Genomic DNA, 16,775 nt, shown 5'->3' on the forward strand with positions numbered 1-16,775 from the left:
CCACGCCCCCGAAGCCCCCCTGCCCGCCGACGCCGGCGAGTCCGGCCCGCACGCCCCCGGTGTCTCCGTCCGGCACACCCGGGCCAAAGGGGAGCCGCGGTTTCCCGACGGACCCAGTGCCGATCCCGCGGGGTCGCACTTCGAGCGGCGGATCCGGAGCTTCCAGCCCCGGCGGAGCCGGGTGACGGCGGGGCAGGCGGACGCGTTGCAGCGGCTGTGGCCCACCTGGGGCCTCGACATCGACGGGCAGCGCACGCTGGACCTCGACGAGATGTTCGGCAACGACAACCCCGTCGTGCTGGAGATCGGGTTCGGGATGGGCGAGGCCACCGCACAGATGGCCGCCGCGGACCCCGGCACCAACATCCTCGCCGTCGACGTGCACACCCCGGGCCAGGGAAACCTGCTCAACCTCGCCGAACAGCAGAAACTGAGCAACGTCCGGGTCGGCAACGGCGACGCCATCATCCTGCTGCGCGAGATGCTCACCGCGGACGCGCTCGACGGGCTGCGCGTCTACTTCCCGGACCCCTGGCCCAAGAAGCGCCACCACAAGCGCCGGCTGATCCAGCCGGAGTTCCTGGACCTGGCCGCGACCCGTCTCAGGCCCGGCGCGCTGGTGCACTGCGCGACCGACTGGGAGCCGTACGCCGAACAGATGCTCGACGTGCTCACCGCCCATCCGGCGTTCGAGAACACACAGGCGGGCGGCGGTTTCGCGGCGCGTCCCGACTTCCGGCCGCTGACCCGTTTCGAGGGGCAGGGACTGGAGAAGGGACATGTCGTGAACGACCTGCTGTTCCATCGCGTACAGCACGGCGACCGAACCGACCGATCCGCTCAACCCCCCACCGGCGCCTGAGCGTCCCACCCGGCTGCGGGCGGCGCCTCCGTCTCGTTAAGGTCGATGCTGTGGCCACCTGTCCCCCGTATCCGACGCACCCCGGTGACCCCACCGGTGGCGCCGTGCTGCGGCACGCGCACTGGTGGCAGCGGAAGTGGGTGCGCTACGGCGCGCTGATCACGCTCCTGGCGCTGTCCGGGCTCGTCATCCTCGCCCTGGTCCGCCAGCAGACCGGCACCCAGGGTTTCCTGGTCGGGCTGGGGCTCGCCGTCCTGCCCGTGCCGCTGCTCATCGCCGCGTTCCGCTGGCTCGACCGGGTCGAACCGGGCCCCTGGCGCAATCTGCTGTTCGCCTTCGCCTGGGGCGCCTGTGCGGCCGCCCTGATAGCGATCATCGCCAACAGTTTCGCGACGAAGTGGATAGCGACCGCGACCGCCGACCCGTCCAGTGCGGACACCCTCGGCGCCACGGTGATAGCGCCGATCGTCGAGGAGTCGGCCAAGGCCGCCGCCGTCCTGCTCGTCTTCCTGTTCCGCAGACGGGACTTCACCGGGATCGTCGACGGGGTGGTGATAGCGGGGGTCACCGCCACCGGATTCGCCTTCACCGAGAACATCCTCTACCTCGGCACCGCCTTCGGCACCGACCAGCTCAGCGGGGACCGCGGCATCGCCTCCGTCACCGCCGCGACCTTCTTCGTGCGCGTGGTCATGTCGCCGTTCGCGCACCCCCTGTTCACCGTCCTCACCGGCATCGGCTTCGGCATCTCCGCGCTGTCGGCGGAGCGCCAGCACATCCGGCGGGTGCTCGTCCCGCTGTCCGGGCTGCTGCTCGCGATGGGGATGCACGCGACGTGGAACGGCTCGTCGACGTTCGGGGAGTACGGGTTCTTCGCGGTGTACGCGATGTTCATGGTGCCGGCGTTCGCGCTGCTGACCTGGCTGGTCATCTGGACGCGGCAGCGGGAGCTGAGGACCGTGCGCGAGGAACTGCCCGCGTACGCCGTCGCCGGGTGGCTCACACCGACCGAGCCGTACGTGCTGGGCTCGATGCGGGCGCGGCGGGTGGCGCGGGAGTACGCGCGACGGCAGCTCGGGGGGCGGCCCGCGGGGCGGGCGGTCGCGCAGTACGAGGCGTACGCGACGTCGCTCGCGTTCCTGCGGCGCCGGGGGCGGCTCGGGCGGGCGAACGCCGACTTCGTCGTACGGGAGCGGGAGCTGCTGCACGAGCTGTGGCGGCGGCGGGACGTGGCCCGGCAGGCCCTGGACCACGCGGCCCGGACGACAGCCCCGCCGGTACCGGTGGCCGCGCCGCCTTGGCCGGTGTACGGGGTGTACGGGTATCCGACCCAGCCGACCCATCCTGCCTACCCGGTCCAGCCGGTCCACCCGGTCCACCCCCAGCCGACGGTGCCGTATCCCGCGTACAACCCGTACCGGACGTAGGGCTGCGCGGGGTTCGGCACCGCCGAGCGCCGCCGAGCGCCGTCGCCCTACGCCGACGCCGCCGTCAAGCGCTCCAGTTCCTCCTCCGTCAAGGTCAGGTCCGCCACCTTCAGCAGTGCCGGGAGCTGTTCCACCGTCCGTGCGGAGGCGATCGGGGCTGCGACCGTCGGCTGGGCCGCGAGCCAGGCGAGGGCGACCGTGGCGACCGGGACCGTGTGGGCCTCGGCGATGTCGTCCAGGGCCGCGAGGACCTTCCGGCCGCGGTCGGTGTCCAGGTGCTTTCCGGCGCCCGCGGCCCGCGGACTTGCGACCGTCGCGCCCGGGCGGTACTTGCCGGTGAGGAACCCGGAGGCGAGGGCGTAGTACGGGACGGCGGCCAGGCCCGCGCGGGCGGCCACCGACTCCAGCTCGCCCTCATAGGTGTCACGCGAGACCAGGTTGTAGTGGGGCTGGAGGGCGACATAGCGCGCCAGGCCCTCGCGGTCGGAGAAGGCGAGGGACTCCGAAAGCCGCGCGGCGGAGATGTTGGAGGCGCCGATCGCCCGCACCTTGCCCGCCTTCACCAGCTCGTCCAGCGCGCCGATGATCTCCTCGACCGGCACCTCGGTCTTGTCGAAGTGCGTGTAGTAGAGGTCGATGTGGTCGGTGCCCAGACGCTGCAGCGAGGCGTCGGCGGCGGCCTTGATGTTCCCGGCGGTCAGGCCGGGGAAGTCGGGGTGCTGGCTGACCTTCGTGGCGATGACGACGTCGTCGCGGTTGCCGCGGGCCGCCAGCCACTTGCCGATGACGGTCTCGGACTCGCCGCCGGAGTTCCCGTCGACCCACGCCGAGTAGGAGTCGGCCGTGTCGACGAAGTTGCCGCCGGCCGCGGTGTACGCGTCGAGGACGGCGAAGGAGGTGGCCTCGTCGGCGGTCCAGCCGAAGACGTTGCCGCCGAGGGAGAGCGGGAAGACCTCGAGGTCGGAGGAGCCGAGCTTGCGCAGAGAAGTCATGCCATACGTCAACGCCCGTCCGGGACGCCGCTCTTCCGCTACGGCCGCAAAGTCCTCGTAAACAACCGGAATCACCCCCTCCGGAACTCTGCCCCCACACACGCCGACGGCCCTGGCGTCGGGGGGACGTCGTCAGGGCCGTCGGAAACCGTAGGAAGAGGGAACCTCAGGGGTTGAGCCCCTTGCCCCGCAGCCACGCCATCGGGTCGATCCCGTCGGCCGCGCCGTTCGGGTGGACCTCCAGGTGCAGGTGCGCGCCGGTCACGTTGCCCGTGGCGCCCACGCGGCCGATGACGTCACCGGTGCCGACCTTCTGGCCGACGCTGACGCTGATCGAGGACTGGTGGCAGAACCACAGCTCGGTGCCGTCGTCGAGGGTGAGGATCGTGCGGTAGCCGTAGGAACCGGCCCAGCCCGCCTCGGTGATGGTGCCGCTGTGGATCGCCTTGATGAGCGTGCCCGTGGGGGCGGCGAAGTCGAGGCCCGTGTGGTAGCCGGAGGACCACAGCGAACCGGCCTGCCCGAAGGTCGAGGTGATGGTGTACGACGAGGTCGGCAGCGTGTACTGCTTGGCGAGCTCGGCCAGGCGCGCGGCCTCGGCCACCTTCGCGGCCGCCTCCTCCGCCTTCTTCTTCGCGGCGGCGGCCTGCTCCTGGGCCTCCTTCTCCGCCTTGGCGGCGGCCGCGTCGGCCTCCTTCTCGGCGGCGGCCGCGACGGCCTGGGCGGCCTTGGTGTCGATCTGGTCCTGCTGCTGCTCGGCCTGGGCCAGGATGCGCGAACGCAGCGCCTCACCGGCGTCCGAGGCGCCCTGCGCGGTGTCCGCGGTGGTGGCGCCGACACTGCTGAAGGCGCTCGTGTCGTCCGCGGCCGAGTCGGCGTCGTCCGAGATGAGCGAGCCGACGTTCGGCAGGTCGGGCATCGAGATGGAGACCGGCGGCTTGCCGGTGTTGGCGCTGGCCATACCGCCGGCGCTGACGGCGGCTATGACACCGACGCCGAGAACGGTGGAGCTGCGGGCGAATCCTCCGCCGCGCTGCTTGGCGACGCGGTGCCGGCCTCGTACCGGGGCCAGGGAGTCCGCGGTCGGGTTCCACTCGCCGAGCGGGGCCTCGTCGTCGGCGCGGTAGCCGCCGTACACGAGAGTGCTGCGTGGTACGGACGGGGCCTCGGGGGCAGGCGGGTTGGACGCCACGTGGGCGCGCTCCTTTCCTTCCTTCTCGCCTACCGGGTTAGCTGACGGGTTCGGAGCAGGAAGGTCTCCTACGCGCGTATACCCGCCGTGCTGCCACGGCGGAGTACGAGCGATTCACCCCAAGTTGGTGGTTCCCCGGTTCCCTTGCGGAATTCGGCGCGTGAGCACGGAGCCGTCTCTTGTGACGGCTGGGACGACCGCGCTGCGTTATCGAACGTTAATAGACCCGGGGGGCCGATTCCAAGCTGTTCCGCTTGATCATTAACGAAATCCCGCAGGACTTACGGCCCATGAACGGCTAAAAACGGGCGAGTTGGCCTGACCTCGGGTAACCCACGGACCTTGACGGCACGTCAGACGCTATGCGGAGGGCGGTCGTCCGATCACCCCGCGTCACACAGGCCTTCTCAGGGCGAGCAGGACCATGTCGTCGGTGAGGAAGCCCCCGGAATGCCGGCGCGCCTCGCCCGCGAGGGCGGCGAGCAGTGCGCCCGGCTCCGGGACGGCCCGGCCGGTCAGCCGCGCCTCGGGGTCGTAGAACCGCCCGCGCCCGTCCCGCGCCTCGGACAGTCCGTCGGTGTACAGCAGCAGCGTGGCCCCGCCCGGGAAGCGGTGCTCCTCCGCCAGGTCGGGCCAGGTACCGAGGTCGCCCATGCCGAGCGGCAGCGCGGGGCTGCAGGCGGGCAGTTCGTCCACCGTGCCGTCGCCGTGCAGCAGCAGGGGAGGCGGGTGGCCGCGGTTGACGATCCGTACGATCCCGTCGCCGTGCGGGAGTTCGGCGAGGACGACCGTCGCGAACCCCTCGAGGATGTCGACGCTGTCCCGCCGCGCCGCCTCCCGCTCCAGCGCCCGCTCCAGGCGCTGCGCGACGGCCTCCAGGGTGGTCTCCTGCTCGGCGGCCTCCCGGAACGCCCCGATGACGATCACGACGGCCGCCACCGCCCCCATCCCCTTGCCGCGCACGTCCCCGACGATCAGCCGTACCCCGTGCGGGCTGTCCTGCACGGCGTACAGGTCGCCGCCGATGAACGCGTCCTCCTGGGCCGCCTCGTAGCGCACGGCGATGTCGAACCCGCCGATCCGTCCCGGGGGACCGGGCAGCACCGCGCGCTGGGCGGCCTCGGCGATCTCGCGCTGGGAGGCGAGCTGTTCGCTGCTGCGGCGGACGAGGAGATTGATGAGGACCGCGAGGACGGCGACCGTGATCACGGTCACCGTCTCGGTGACGGCGTCGGCTTCGAGGACGATGCCGAGCTGCAGGTGGACCGCGAGGACGACGAGGACGGTGGCGACGCCGGTGAGGACGGTGCCGCGCCGCGAGTAGAGCGGGGCCGCGACCAGGGGGGTGGCGGTGAACAGGGGCGCCGCGGAGAACTGGGTCGGGGTCAGGTAGTCGTAGAACGCCCCGGCGACGAGCAGCAGCATCGGGAGCACGCGGACGAAGCTGCGCGCGTGCGAGATCCGCCCCTCCTGCTCCACACGTCCAGGTTCGCCCGGTTGCGGTCCGCGGGCGAGCCGGGTGCTCCGGTCGGGGGAAACACTCAGGGCCGGAGTCCAGTGACTGGACTCCGGCCCTGAGCCTTGAGTAGCGGGGACAGGATTTGAACCTGCGACCTCTGGGTTATGAGCCCAGCGAGCTACCGAGCTGCTCCACCCCGCGCCGTTGTGTTCACTACTGTACGCCATCCGCGGGGCGGTTCGCGCCAGGGTTGTCTCACAGGCCCGGGTTCCCGGCGTGGGTGAGGGTCTCCCAGGCGACGAACAGGTTGTCGGTGCCGGCCGGCCGGGTCTCCTCGGCGAGCTTGTGCGCGGCCGGGACCGGGACGTGGAGCCGGTTCTCCAGGTGGTCGAGGGCGACCTCCAGATCGGGGCCCATGGTGCGGACCACCTTGCCGCCGCACAGCCAGGCGGGCGCTGACTCGCCCGACTGGTAGCGGGCGTGGAGGGCGAGCGCCGCCTCGAGCCGGTCGGCGACCTCGCCGTACAGGTCGACGCCCTGGTGCCAGGCGGTCTCGGCGACATGGGCGGTCGCGGCGAGCGCGTACCCCACGTGCTGGAAGTTGCGGCAGGTCTCCTGGGAGACGCCGTCCTTGAAGGCCGTCTGCCCGAACCAGTAGGTGGTCAGCTTCCGCGGGGTGTCGACCGTGCTGCCCGGCGGGGTGAGCGGGACCCTGCCGTCCTTCTCCAGATAGAAGTACGCCGGCACCCGCTCGCGGAACCGTTGCAGGGCGTGGTCGAAGGCCCTGTGGTCGTCGAGGAAGACGGCGATGCCGATGGCCGCGTCCGTCATCACGAGGTCCCAGTTGCCGTTGTAGTCGGGCACCTTCCGGGTGACGGCCGGCAGATAGGCGGTCCGCAGCATGCGCTCGAACCGCCGGACCCGCCCCTCGGGCCAGCCCGCGGTCCCGCCGTGGCGGATGATCTCGGCGGCCCGGGCCCAGGTGGACCCGGCCCAGCCGGTCTGGAGCCCGGAGTCCTCCTCCGTGTGCCGCCGCATGCGCGCCGACCAGGCGTCCATGATCTCCCTGGCCTTCACGGCGTGCTCCCGCTTGCCGGTGACGCCGAACAGGAGGGCCTGCGTGTAGGCGGCGATGGCGTCCTCGCGCTCCTCCACACAGCCGTGCGCGGGCCGGTCGGCGTGGGCGCCGCCAGGGCAGTCGACGCTCGCGTACGGCTCGGGCCGGTACTTGTACGACCCGTACCTGCTGTCCCGCATGGCCAGATAGGCCGTGAGCCACGGCTGCTTCCCCGCCGTGACCCGCTCCCGCACGGTGTCCAGCTGCCGCTTGCCGACGAGCACCCCCGGATGGGTGAAGTGCGCGTCCGCGGGGAGGGCGCGGGCCATCGTGCGGGTGCCGGGGTCGACCGTGCCGCAGGAGGCGAGCAGGAGGCCGAGCAGGGGCGCGAGCAGCAGGGCGGCGGTGTGTCTGGGGGCCATGGGGCCAGGGTGGGACGGCGGGGGGTGCGGCGCAGGTCCGGTTGGGCCGATCGGCCGGGCGGGTCCGGCGTACCGTGACGCCTCTCACGGGAAACGAGGAGGGGACCATGACGGCAGCCGACGAACGGCCGGTGGAGATCGACAAGCGGGACATCCCGCTCTCCGGCGGCCGGACCCTGCGGGTGACGGAGTTCGCCAACGGGAGCATCCGGCTGGCGGTGCACACCGGCTCGCCCTACGTGATCACGAGCCTGGAGCAGATCGACGGCGGAGCCGTTCTGAGGCTCTCGCCCGGCCGCGAGGGGTCGAACGCCCACCGGAACTGGGTCCGCGACCACGGCGACGGCGCGGAGGACCGCCGGGAGTGAGCCGCGTACAGGCCGGACGGCGCGGAGGACCGCCGAGAGTGAGCCGCGTCCGGGCCGGACAGGGCGGAGGCCCGCCGGGAGTCAGCCGCGTCCGGGCCCCGATGGTGTAGCTGGCTGCACCGCGCATCCCGGGACCGGTCCTCCAGCGTGAGCCGCATGTGGAAGGCAGGGCAGCGTGCGGCGACGGCGACCGTGCACCTGGTCGTGGCCGCGGCCATGTGCTTCGGCATGTACCTCTTCGTCACGGTGCTGCTCATCGCCGCCATCGGCACGCTCGCGGTGGTCGGCTGCTGGCTGCTGCCCGAGGCCGTGCTGCTGATCCGGCGGATCGCCGGCGCCAAGCGGAACCTGACCGCCCTGTGGACGGGCCGGGAGATCCCCGAGGCGTACACGCCCATGACCGGCACGCTCCGCGAACGGCTGCGCACCTCGGTGCGCGACCCCGGCACGCTCACCGACCTGCGCTGGATGGTCGCCTCCTACCTCTACGGCGCCCTCCTCGTCCTCGCGCTCCCGCTGTGGCCCCTCGGCCTGGTAGTCGACGGGGTGTGGGCCGGAGCGCTGCGCCGCGACCCCGTCGTCCTGCCGCTGATCGTGCGGCTCGCGGACACCGAGGCCCGCTGGTCGACCGTGCTGCTGATGCCCTCCCCGAAGGCCAGGTGGGCCCGGCGGGTCGAGGAACTGAAGGAGACCAGGGCCGACGCGATCGCCGCGCACGAGGCCGAACTGCGCCGCATCGAGCGGGATCTGCACGACGGCGCCCAGGCCAACCTGGTGGCGCTGTCGATGCGGATCGGACTGGCCAAGCGGGCCTGAGACCGGGACCCGGACGCCGCCCGCAAGCTGCTGGACGACGCCCAGGACCAGGCCGAACAGGCGCTGACGGAGCTGCGGCAGGTGGTCCGCGGCATCCATCCGCCGATCCTCACCGACCGGGGTCTCGTCGGCGCGGTGCGGGCTCTGGCGGCCGCCGGCGGGCTCTCGGTGCGGGTGGTGGAGGAGGGCCTGGACGACGGGACCCGGGCGCCCGCGGCGGTGAAGGCGGCGGCCTACTTCGCGAGCGCGAGGTGCTGAAGCTGATGGCGGAGGGCCACGACAACGCGACCATCTCCAGGACCCTCGTCGTCACCGAGCGCGCGGTCAGCAAGCACATCGGCAACGTCTTCCTCAAGCTGGGCCTCCCGCCGAGCGACAGCGGCCACCGGCGCGTCCTGGCCGTTCTGGCCCATCTGGCGCACACGCCCAGATGACGTTCAGCCGACGCCGAGTTCGGTCAACTCGCCCAGCGGCAGCGTGTGCTGGGTCTGCAGGACCTTCGCGCGCAGGTAGCGGACGTTGTGGGCGGTGGTGAAGACACCGGTGGGGACCCGGTCGCGGACGCCGATGCCGAGGTCGCGCAACTGGCCCGCCTTGTCGGGGTTGTTGGAGAGCAGGTCGAGCTCGCCGATCCCCAGGGCGGTCAGCATCTGCGCGGCCGCCGTGTAGTCGCGGGCGTCCTCGGGCAGTCCCAGCGCGGTGTTCGCGGCGTAGGTGTCGAGACCCTGGTCCTGGAGGGCGTACGCGTCGAGCTTGTTGTAGAGGCCGATGCCGCGGCCCTCCTGGCGCAGGTACAGCAGGATCCCGCCGCGCTCGGCTATGCGCTCGACCGCCTCGCGCAGCTGCGGGCCGCAGTCGCAGCGGGCGGAGCCGAAGACGTCGCCGGTGAGGCACTCGGAGTGCAGGCGCACGAGCGGGACGGCACCGGGGGCGGGGTCGCCGAGGACGACGGCGAGGTGCTCCTGCCCGTCGGCCAGGCCGTGGAAGGTGACGAGCTCGGCGTCTACGCGGTAACCGTCCCCGAAGCGCAGCGGGACGCGGACGCGGGAGCGCTGGGTGGCGGCGGGCAGGTCGGTCATGCGGGTACTCCGGTCCGTAGGCATACCTGCTTCAGATTTGAAGCAGTTCTACTGATCGTGACCCTACCCCATGCTTTAAATTTGAAGCAACGGGTTTATGGCGCGCGTCACGCCGGGTTCCTCAGGAACAGGACGAGGACGACCGCCGCCGCCAGGGCACCTCCTCGGAGGCGCCCTCGTCCCCCTGGAGCCCCTCGGTGATGCTGGTGAAGATCTCCTCCAGCTGTCCCACCTGCTCCGGGGTGAGTCGGTCGAAGAGCGCGGACCGGACCGTCTCCACATGGCCCGGCGCCGCCCGCTCCAGCACCGCCATGCCCTCGTCCGTGAGGACCGCGACACTGCCGCGCTTGTCCCACTGGCAGCTCTCGCGCCGCACCAGCCCGTCCTTCTCCAGCCGGGCGACGGCGTACGTGAGCCGGGGCCGGGTGATCTTCAGCCCCTCGGCGAGATCGGTCATCCGCAGCCGCCGCTCCGGGGTCTCGGAGAGGTTGGCCAGGATGGAGTAGTACACATGGGGCATGCCGGCCTCCTGCTGGAGCTGCCGGTCGATGGTGTCCTCCAGGAGGAGCGAGGCGGCGATGTAGGCACGCCAGGCTCGCTGCTCGTCGGGGCTGAGCCAGCGGGTCGTCATGCCCCCAGTGTAGGTTTGCTTCAAACTTGAACCAAGACCCGCCGCTCCTGAAGCTCCCGCACCCGTTTCCGAGAGGGACCGCACCGATGCCCCACCCCTACGTTCTCCTCTCCGCCGCGGTCTCCCTCGACGGCTACCTCGACGACACCGGCCCCGACCGGCTCCTCCTGTCCAGCCCGGCCGACTTCGACCGCGTCGACGAGGTCCGCGCCTCCGTGGACGCGATCCTGATCGGCGCCGGCACGATCCGCGCCGACAACCCCCGGCTGCTGGTGAACTCCGAGGAGCGCCGCGCGACCCGTGTCGCCGCCGGGAAACCGCCGTACCCCCTGAAGGTCACGGTCAGCGGCTCGGGCGAACTGGACCCGGCGGCGAACTTCTGGCACACGGGCGGCGAGAAGGTCGTCTACACGACGGACCAGGGCGCAGAGCGGGCCCGCAAGGCGGGTCTGGCAGCCGACGTGGTTCCCCTCGGCCCGGCGCTGGACTGGCGCCGCCTGCTGGAGCACCTGAACTCGGTGTACGGCGTCGAACGGCTCATGGTCGAGGGCGGCGGCCGTATCCACACCCAGCTCCTCCAGCAGGGCCTGGCGGACGAGGTGCAGCTGGTCCTGGCCCCGCTGTTCGTCGGCGATCCGGACGCCCCGCGGCTCTTCGGCCCGGGCACCTACCAGGGCGGCCGGCTGCGCCTCGTGGAGACCCGCCGTATCGAGGACGTGGTGCTGATGCGCTACGAACCCACGGCCCCCGGCACGGGCCCGGTACCCTCCGCCGCCGACCACCACTGGCTCGCGCTGGCCTGCGAGTTGGCGGCCCAGTGCCCGCCCTCCCGGACGGCCTTCAGCGTGGGCGCGGTGGTGGTGGCCGCCGACGGCACGGAGCTGGCCCGCGGCCACTCCCGGGAGTCCGGCGACCCCGTCGTGCACGCCGAGGAGGCGGCCCTGGCGAAGATCTCCCCGACGGACCCCCGCCTCGCCACCGCCACGGTCTACACCAGCCTGGAACCCTGCACCCGCCGGGCCTCCCGTCCAGCCCCCTGCGCCCGGCTGATCCTGGAGGCCGGGGTGGGGCGGGTGGTGACGGCGTGGCGGGAGCCCGACACGTTCGTGGCGGCGGCGGACGGGACGGGGATGCTGACGGCGGCCGGCGTGGACGTGGTGGTGCTCGGCGAGTTCGAGGAGCGGGCGACGGCACCCAACCGCCACCTCCTGCCGTGAACTAGCCGATGGCGTAAGCCCGGTACACCGTCTCCACCGAGCGGTCCCCAGCCGCGTCGGTCACCTCCGAGCGCAGGGCGACGGCGCCGGAGGCCGGGTTGCGGACCGACGCCTGCCAGGTCGAACCGGAGTGCCTGACGGTCGCCGCCTTCCAGGTCCTGCCGCCGTCGGCGGACGACCAGACCCGGACGGACTTGGCGGTCACCGTCGTGAACCGCACATCCCCCTGGGAGCCGCGCCCGGCGCTCACGTCGACCGTGGTGGTGCTGTTCGCGGCGGCCTGGTTGCGGCTGTTGAGCCCGATGGGCAGGAAGCGGGTCATGAACACCGGCGCGACCATCGACCTGGCCGGGTCGGCCTTGAAGTGCCAGTCGAGGGTGACGCGCGACGACAGCATCCCGGCCGGGAAGGTGATGCCGGGACGGTAGCGGTGGGCGTCGACGGTCAGGTCGTACCAGCCGGCCGAGCGGATCCCGGCGGAGAACTCGGCGTCGCCGGTGCCCCAGTCGGTCAGGGTCTGCTTCTTGACGGTGGTGCTCCCCTTGGTGAGGACCACCGTCTCCTTGGTCGGGTCGGCGCCGTTCGCCCCGACGTCCGGGTCGCCGATCAGGGCGTCCGGGATGAAGGAGACGGACCTGCCCGCGACCGTCGGCAGGTAGTGCATCGGACTCCACGCGGCCCGCCCGAAGGACTGGGTGAAGCTCTGCCCCGCCTTCAGCGTCCTGACCTTCGGGAAACCGCCGCCGACGTCGTCGCCGTTGTCCGCGAAGAGGTCGTCGCGGGGCTGCCAGGTCCCGGGCGTCACATGGACGGCGGCGCTGTACGGGGCGCTGTCGTCGCGCACCTCGGCCATCAGGTCGGTCGTGCAGTCCTCGGTCTTCGGCGTCGCCTGGAGCGCGGTGTCGTTCTGCGTGGCCATCTGTGTGCCGCCGCGCACCGAGAAGCGCACCGTGGCCAGGTTCGCCCGCTTGTACGACCCACCGGGCGCGGTCGGGATGCCCGTGGTGTTCTTCACCGCGACATAGCTGTCCTTGCCCGTCCACTGCGCCAGGTAGCCGAACTGGAGCAGCTTGGAGGAGTTCGGGATGGCGTATCCGCGGTTCCTTCTCCACGACGGTGTCCTGCACCCCGGGCGCCCCGGTCGCCTGGACCGGTACGGCCGTGCCCACCGGCTCGGTCCCCTTCCAGAAGGGGGACGTCGAGGTCGAGGGCCGCGCGACGGCGACGGACCCGGACTACGACCGGCCGGTCACGGTCGCCGAGACGGTGGCGGTGCGCCTGACCCGGGTCTGATCCGGATCTGATCCCGGGCAGGCAGGCAGGTGGGGCGTGGGGCGCCTTTCAACGCCCTCGGGACCGGTCCGCTGACACGGATGGCACGGCTGGGCCGGGTGACACCGACGGCACGAGTGGCACCGGTGACCCCGGTGTGCCGCGCCCTCTGTGACCCGGCAGGGCGGTGCCGTACCGGTGCGCGGTGATTCTGCCGGTGCGCTGGACGTGGAGCCGGTGCAGCACGTAGGCAGCCACTCCGGTGAGGACGATGAAGGCGTCCGCCGCCTCGAAGGCGTCCATGACGGCCGCCCTCACCTGTCGGCGAGCAGGCGGTCGGCCGGGCCGGTCTCCGTGACCGGCCCGGCCCTGTCGGCCTGTTCGGGGGAGACGCCGGACACCGGGGCGGTGCCGCCGTACCGGGTCTCCTCCGCGGCGATGAGCGCGCTCGCGGTGAGCGGCGGCCCGTCGTGGCCGGACGCGGCGGCCATCAGCCGGGAGGCCGACTCCGCCCCGGTCTCGGGCGGGATGATCAGCAGGTCCCAGCGGCCGGTGCCGTAGGAGAGCAGCAGCAGCTTGTGCGGGTCGATCTCCGGGGTGAACCAGCCGACCTTGACGACGTGGCCGCCCACGGGAACCTTGCGGGGGATGACCGGCCAGTGCTCCGGGTTGACGGCGACACGGGTGATGCGGCCCCACAGGGTGTCCAACACGGCGGTCAGCGCGGGCAGTTCGCTCGGCAGATCCCGGGTGCGGGGCCACCAGGCACCGTCCAGGAGGCCCCGGGAGGCGCCCTCTGTCTTCAGGGCGAGACGCGCGGCCGGGACCGCGGCGGGCTCGGGGGGCGGCAAGGTGGGGAGCAAGGTCGCCGACATGACGCGAACCCGTCTCCGGGCCGCCTCTGCGGCGACCCGGGTTTCATCTCTCGCCGAGGACGACCCGGCGTGGAAGCCGGTGTGCGAAGTGCCCTCGGTACTGTCCACAGTACTCCGCGCGCCGCGGCGACGGGGTGCGACGGCGGCCCTGGGCGTGCAGCGGTCACCGGGTGAACCGACGGCGCTGCCGCGGCGCGAGCCGGAGTTCGCCGGACTGCGTGTCGGGGGCGGACCGCAGGCGCGGGAGGATCTCGTCCTGTCCGTCCGACGGGACCAGCGGCTTCGGCCCCGGCCGACGGCGCTCGGCGGAGAACCGGGCTCGGGAGGCGGGCTACCGGGCGCGCGTCCGGTCGTACCTCATCGGGGGTCGCCTCCCTTCCGCCTGAACACGGATCGGGAGTCGCCTCCGTCCCGCCTGAACGCGCCCTTGGCCTTCTCGACGGCCTGCTTCAGGCCGCCGGAGACCCGATCGGCCCGGCCCCGGCGCTGCAGCCGCCGGTTGCCGGTGACCCGGCCGAGTTCTTCGGTGATCCTGCCCTTCATCGCCTGTGCCTGGTTCCTGGCGTTCCGTGAAACGTTCATGTGGACCTCGCTGTTGTTCGGTGGGTGGGCCTCGCGAGGACTGCGCGAGGCGGGTGGACCGCATGCCCGGTCAGCTCCGACGACTCACCACGCGTCCCCCGAGAGAACGGACGCCAGAGGAAAGGACCTGGGCGGCGGGACCGGACCGGGTGCGCCCGGGGTGTCGCCGGGCGGCGGCACGGGACCGTACGGCCGGCCCAGGAGCAGGAACCCGCAGCCGACGAGGTCGAGGATCCGGGCCAGCATCAGCGGCGGATGATGCAGGCGCAGGGTTCCGCCGACCGCGGTGGTCTGCTGGGCGGCGAGGAGGAACTCGTTGAGTCCGCTGCAGTCGCAGAAGACGACGGGGGTGAGGTCGACGTCGATGGAGCGGACACCGTCCCGCAGGCACTCCTCCAGCGACGCGCGCACCAGCGGCGCGGATTCGAGGTCGATCTCACCGGCCAGGGTGATCAGCGCTCGTGTGCTGCGGTCGTGGCGGTAGACGGTGAGCTGTGGCTGGGGCATGGCGCCTCGGTTCTGAGGGCCGTCCGTCAGCGGGTGCGTCGGGCCGGAGTCCCGGCTTCCTGGGCGCACTCCCGGCGGGGGCGTCTGTACGGCGGAGGCGGAGCAACGGCCGGTCCGAAGCCCTGCACGGCAGGACAGGGGATCCGCCCGGTTCCCTCCAGGGATGCGCCGGATGACAGACGATGGGTCCGCACCCGGCAGCCATCTGTGTTCAGCGAACAGCATGGCGCCAGGGTCTGGGACGTCTCTACGACAGCGTAGTGCTCCCAGCGCTCGACGGAAGGTTGGCGGCGGCCCGGTCCCAGGATGCGGACGGAACGAAAAGCCCCGCGCGCGGCTGCATGTCCGAGCCTTCGCACGGTACTCATGAGATGAAGCCGGGCGGCCGACGGCCGCCGAGTCGGCACTCCGCGCACCGCCCGAGGAGGTGGCTCGCATGACGGAGCCGAATGGTTCAACTCTGCAGAAGTCCGGTCCGGACGAACCCCGCACCCACCTGGGCACCCATCTTCCGGCGGCGTCGGAGCCGCGCGGCAGGACGACCATCGCGGACGGCGTGGTGGAGAAGATCGCCGGGATCGCCGCACGGGAGGTCCCCGGCATCCACGCGCTGGGCGGCGGCTTCTCCCGCACCATGGGAGCGATGCGCGACCGGGTACCCGGTGGACAGCCGAGCGCCGGGCGCGGCGTCAAGGTCGAGGTCGGCGAGAAGCAGACCGCCATCGACCTCCAGGTCGTCGTGGAGTACGGGACGAGCATCAGCGACGTCGCCGCGGATGTCCGGGAGAACGTGATCGCGGCGGTGGAGCGGATGACGGGCCTGGAAGTCGTCGAGGTGAACATCGCGGTCAACGACGTCCACCTGCCGGACGAGGACACCCCTGAGCCCAGCCAGGGGCGGGTGCAGTAGGGCGACGGCCCAGGTCCGCACCGGGGAACAAGGCAGCGCCCGACCCGACCGAAGCCGACTCAGGCGCTGCACGGCAGGTCGGAGGGGGTACCCCCGTGACCCGCACCGTAGGCCCTGTGGGACTCGAACCCACAACCAATGGATTAAAAGTCCTGGCCAAAGCTTGCTGGGTGGTTCCGGACGCTGGTCCGGTGTCCGGAACCACCTGGTCAGAGCATGTGGGTCGTGAGTGCCGATCCGGCGAGCGGCGGGTTGTGCCGCACCGTCCGCTCACGCATCGCTCACGCGTTACACGTCGCCAGGACAGCCGCTGGACGTGATGCGTGGGCGGCAGCCCTCGCGCCGACTTACGAACTAGTTTTGGCACGGGCCGCCACGCGTTCTGCGAGCTTCAGCCGCGCTCGTGAGAGCTTCCTGATTTGCCGCAGTGCTGATTCGGCTCGCTCTGGTGCCGTCAGGCTTGTGCCCTGTTCCCTTTGCTGACGTCCTCGTGCGAGTTGTAGGGACGCCGACCTGTCAGTCAGTCGCTCGTCCAGTCGTTCCTCCGCATGCTCCGCCGCATCAGCGATGGACTCAAGTTGCTTCCTTTCCTCCTCCCCCAGAGTTGCTCCCCGCTGCTCAAGCCACGCGCGGATGTCGCTCGGGTCGACGTCAGCGAGGGCCGTCAGTCGCCAAAGCGCTTGCTCTTCCGACAACAAGTCGAGTGCCGCTGGCAGTACCGTCCACCACGAGACGTCATCGTCCTGCTCCGGCATACGTGCCCTTCGCCATGGGCTTGGTTCCTCCAAGCCGCTAACGACTTGCCTGGCAGATTCGGGAGGCCAGCCCTGCGGCCAATTCGATCGTGCTTCCCAAACTCGCAGGACCAGATCTTCGCAGGTACGCGCGGCTTCTTCCCGAACGGAGGCGTCATCGGCTTCCTCCACATCGCGCATGAGTTGCGCAATGCGCAGAGCCATCCACCTCGACAGCAGCGTGGAGTCGTCTCCGCCGAGCTCAGTTGTGATGCGCAGACCCAAGGCGAATGTGTCAGCTCCGAGGAGATCCTCTGCTGCCTGGCGCTGAGTGTCCTCGGCACTGTTGGTGTGTCTTTCGTCCATGCCGTTC

17 protein-coding genes, 1 tRNA gene, 2 pseudogenes and 1 riboswitch are annotated in these 16,775 nt (G+C 71.6%); of the genes and pseudogenes, 8 read left to right on the forward strand and 12 right to left on the reverse strand.

Annotated features, from left to right (window positions below; all coding sequences use genetic code 11):
- Positions 1–19: 19 nt before the first annotated feature.
- Together trmB and IOD14_RS42530 are read left to right on the forward strand one after the other, a co-directional pair.
- Entirely contained in the window at positions 20–862 is an 843-nt protein-coding gene (gene trmB / locus IOD14_RS42525; protein WP_249126343.1) for a tRNA (guanosine(46)-N7)-methyltransferase TrmB, read from the forward strand.
- A 50-nt stretch (positions 863–912) separates the two neighbouring features.
- The gene (locus tag IOD14_RS42530; protein ID WP_212673035.1) at positions 913–2,289 is read left to right on the forward strand and encodes a PrsW family intramembrane metalloprotease; all 1,377 of its coding nucleotides are present in this window, start codon (positions 913–915) and stop codon (positions 2,287–2,289) included.
- Positions 2,290–2,336: 47 nt separating this feature from the next.
- Here IOD14_RS42530 and IOD14_RS42535 read toward each other — a convergent pair whose 3' ends face one another.
- The 5 genes from IOD14_RS42535 to IOD14_RS42555 all read right to left on the reverse strand — a co-directional run bounded on the left by IOD14_RS42535 (position 2,337) and on the right by IOD14_RS42555 (position 7,411).
- Positions 2,337–3,281: an aldo/keto reductase gene (locus IOD14_RS42535; protein ID WP_123990214.1), complete on the reverse strand. Its 945-nt coding sequence runs from the start codon at positions 3,279–3,281 to the stop codon at positions 2,337–2,339.
- Between the two features lie 166 nt (positions 3,282–3,447).
- Entirely contained in the window at positions 3,448–4,473 is a 1,026-nt protein-coding gene (locus tag IOD14_RS42540) for a M23 family metallopeptidase (RefSeq protein WP_123990215.1), read from the reverse strand.
- Between the two features lie 11 nt (positions 4,474–4,484).
- Positions 4,485–4,642: riboswitch (cyclic di-AMP (ydaO/yuaA leader) on the reverse strand.
- Between the two features lie 224 nt (positions 4,643–4,866).
- A complete protein-coding gene (locus IOD14_RS42545; RefSeq protein ID WP_212673036.1) occupies positions 4,867–5,952 on the reverse strand; it encodes a PP2C family protein-serine/threonine phosphatase in 1,086 nt (361 codons plus the stop codon).
- A 107-nt stretch (positions 5,953–6,059) separates the two neighbouring features.
- Positions 6,060–6,133, reverse strand: a tRNA-Met gene (locus tag IOD14_RS42550).
- A 54-nt stretch (positions 6,134–6,187) separates the two neighbouring features.
- On the reverse strand, positions 6,188–7,411 hold the full coding sequence (locus IOD14_RS42555; protein ID WP_123990217.1) for an alginate lyase family protein: 1,224 nt from the start codon (positions 7,409–7,411) through the stop codon (positions 6,188–6,190).
- Positions 7,412–7,518: 107 nt separating this feature from the next.
- Between IOD14_RS42555 and IOD14_RS42560 the strand changes: the two genes are divergently transcribed.
- The 3 genes and pseudogenes from IOD14_RS42560 to IOD14_RS42570 form a co-directional block, all read left to right on the forward strand.
- Positions 7,519–7,779, forward strand: a complete 261-nt coding sequence (locus IOD14_RS42560) for a hypothetical protein (protein ID WP_123990218.1) — start codon at positions 7,519–7,521, stop codon at positions 7,777–7,779.
- A gap of 156 nt (positions 7,780–7,935) precedes the next feature.
- Positions 7,936–8,835 (forward strand): annotated as a pseudogene (locus IOD14_RS42565) (histidine kinase); the annotation flags it as partial.
- Positions 8,835–9,029 (forward strand): annotated as a pseudogene (locus IOD14_RS42570) (helix-turn-helix transcriptional regulator); the annotation flags it as partial. The pseudogenes IOD14_RS42565 and IOD14_RS42570, both read left to right, overlap by 1 nt.
- Positions 9,030–9,032: 3 nt before the next feature.
- On the opposite strand, the gene ribA reads toward IOD14_RS42570, so the two are convergent.
- Entirely contained in the window at positions 9,033–9,674 is a 642-nt protein-coding gene (gene ribA, locus IOD14_RS42575) for a GTP cyclohydrolase II (protein WP_123990219.1), read from the reverse strand.
- 121 nt (positions 9,675–9,795) lie between these two features.
- Complete coding sequence (locus IOD14_RS42580) at positions 9,796–10,305, reverse strand: MarR family transcriptional regulator (protein ID WP_212673037.1); 510 nt, start codon at positions 10,303–10,305, stop codon at positions 9,796–9,798.
- Between the two features lie 86 nt (positions 10,306–10,391).
- On the opposite strand from IOD14_RS42580, the gene IOD14_RS42585 reads away from it, so the two are divergent.
- Entirely contained in the window at positions 10,392–11,522 is a 1,131-nt protein-coding gene (locus tag IOD14_RS42585) for a dihydrofolate reductase family protein (RefSeq protein ID WP_212673038.1), read from the forward strand.
- A gap of 1 nt (position 11,523) precedes the next feature.
- On the opposite strand, the gene IOD14_RS42590 is transcribed toward IOD14_RS42585, so the two are convergent.
- A complete protein-coding gene (locus IOD14_RS42590; protein WP_212673541.1) occupies positions 11,524–12,537 on the reverse strand; it encodes a hypothetical protein in 1,014 nt (337 codons plus the stop codon).
- A 101-nt stretch (positions 12,538–12,638) separates the two neighbouring features.
- Between IOD14_RS42590 and IOD14_RS42595 the strand changes: the two genes are divergently transcribed.
- Positions 12,639–12,815, forward strand: coding sequence for a hypothetical protein (locus IOD14_RS42595; protein WP_249126212.1), 177 nt, complete (start codon positions 12,639–12,641; stop codon positions 12,813–12,815).
- Positions 12,816–13,108: 293 nt separating this feature from the next.
- On the opposite strand, the gene IOD14_RS42600 is transcribed toward IOD14_RS42595, so the two are convergent.
- The 3 genes from IOD14_RS42600 to IOD14_RS42610 all read right to left on the reverse strand — a co-directional run bounded on the left by IOD14_RS42600 (position 13,109) and on the right by IOD14_RS42610 (position 14,758).
- Positions 13,109–13,777 carry a DUF5994 family protein gene (locus tag IOD14_RS42600; RefSeq protein WP_249126213.1) on the reverse strand — a complete coding sequence of 223 codons (669 nt, stop codon included), beginning with the start codon at positions 13,775–13,777 and terminating at the stop codon, positions 13,109–13,111.
- A 249-nt stretch (positions 13,778–14,026) separates the two neighbouring features.
- Positions 14,027–14,251: a CsbD family protein gene (locus IOD14_RS42605; RefSeq protein WP_212673039.1), complete on the reverse strand. Its 225-nt coding sequence runs from the start codon at positions 14,249–14,251 to the stop codon at positions 14,027–14,029.
- Between the two features lie 84 nt (positions 14,252–14,335).
- Positions 14,336–14,758, reverse strand: a complete 423-nt coding sequence (locus IOD14_RS42610; RefSeq protein ID WP_123990225.1) for an STAS domain-containing protein — start codon at positions 14,756–14,758, stop codon at positions 14,336–14,338.
- A 427-nt stretch (positions 14,759–15,185) separates the two neighbouring features.
- On the opposite strand from IOD14_RS42610, the gene IOD14_RS42615 reads away from it, so the two are divergent.
- Positions 15,186–15,668, forward strand: coding sequence for an Asp23/Gls24 family envelope stress response protein (locus IOD14_RS42615; protein ID WP_249126214.1), 483 nt, complete (start codon positions 15,186–15,188; stop codon positions 15,666–15,668).
- Positions 15,669–16,015: 347 nt separating this feature from the next.
- Here IOD14_RS42615 and IOD14_RS42620 read toward each other — a convergent pair whose 3' ends face one another.
- A complete protein-coding gene (locus tag IOD14_RS42620) occupies positions 16,016–16,768 on the reverse strand; it encodes a hypothetical protein (RefSeq protein WP_212673041.1) in 753 nt (250 codons plus the stop codon).
- Positions 16,769–16,775 lie beyond the last annotated feature (7 nt).

The sequence above is a fragment of the Streptomyces sp. A2-16 genome, from assembly GCF_018128905.1.
GTDB lineage: Bacteria > Actinomycetota > Actinomycetes > Streptomycetales > Streptomycetaceae > Streptomyces.

Excerpts from the sequence above, each read along its gene's own strand:
- IOD14_RS42585 (WP_212673038.1), top strand. The coding sequence starts at position 10,392 with ATGCCCCACCCCTACGTTCTCCTCTCCGCCGCGGTCTCCCTCGACGGC.
- IOD14_RS42535 (WP_123990214.1), bottom strand. The coding sequence starts at position 3,281 with ATGACTTCTCTGCGCAAGCTCGGCTCCTCCGACCTCGAGGTCTTCCCG.
- ribA (WP_123990219.1), bottom strand. The coding sequence starts at position 9,674 with ATGACCGACCTGCCCGCCGCCACCCAGCGCTCCCGCGTCCGCGTCCCG.
- IOD14_RS42605 (WP_212673039.1), bottom strand. The coding sequence starts at position 14,251 with ATGAACGTTTCACGGAACGCCAGGAACCAGGCACAGGCGATGAAGGGC.
- IOD14_RS42560 (WP_123990218.1), top strand. The coding sequence starts at position 7,519 with ATGACGGCAGCCGACGAACGGCCGGTGGAGATCGACAAGCGGGACATC.
- IOD14_RS42555 (WP_123990217.1), bottom strand. The coding sequence starts at position 7,411 with ATGGCCCCCAGACACACCGCCGCCCTGCTGCTCGCGCCCCTGCTCGGC.
- IOD14_RS42610 (WP_123990225.1), bottom strand. The coding sequence starts at position 14,758 with ATGCCCCAGCCACAGCTCACCGTCTACCGCCACGACCGCAGCACACGA.
- IOD14_RS42620 (WP_212673041.1), bottom strand. The coding sequence starts at position 16,768 with ATGGACGAAAGACACACCAACAGTGCCGAGGACACTCAGCGCCAGGCA.
- IOD14_RS42580 (WP_212673037.1), bottom strand. The coding sequence starts at position 10,305 with ATGACGACCCGCTGGCTCAGCCCCGACGAGCAGCGAGCCTGGCGTGCC.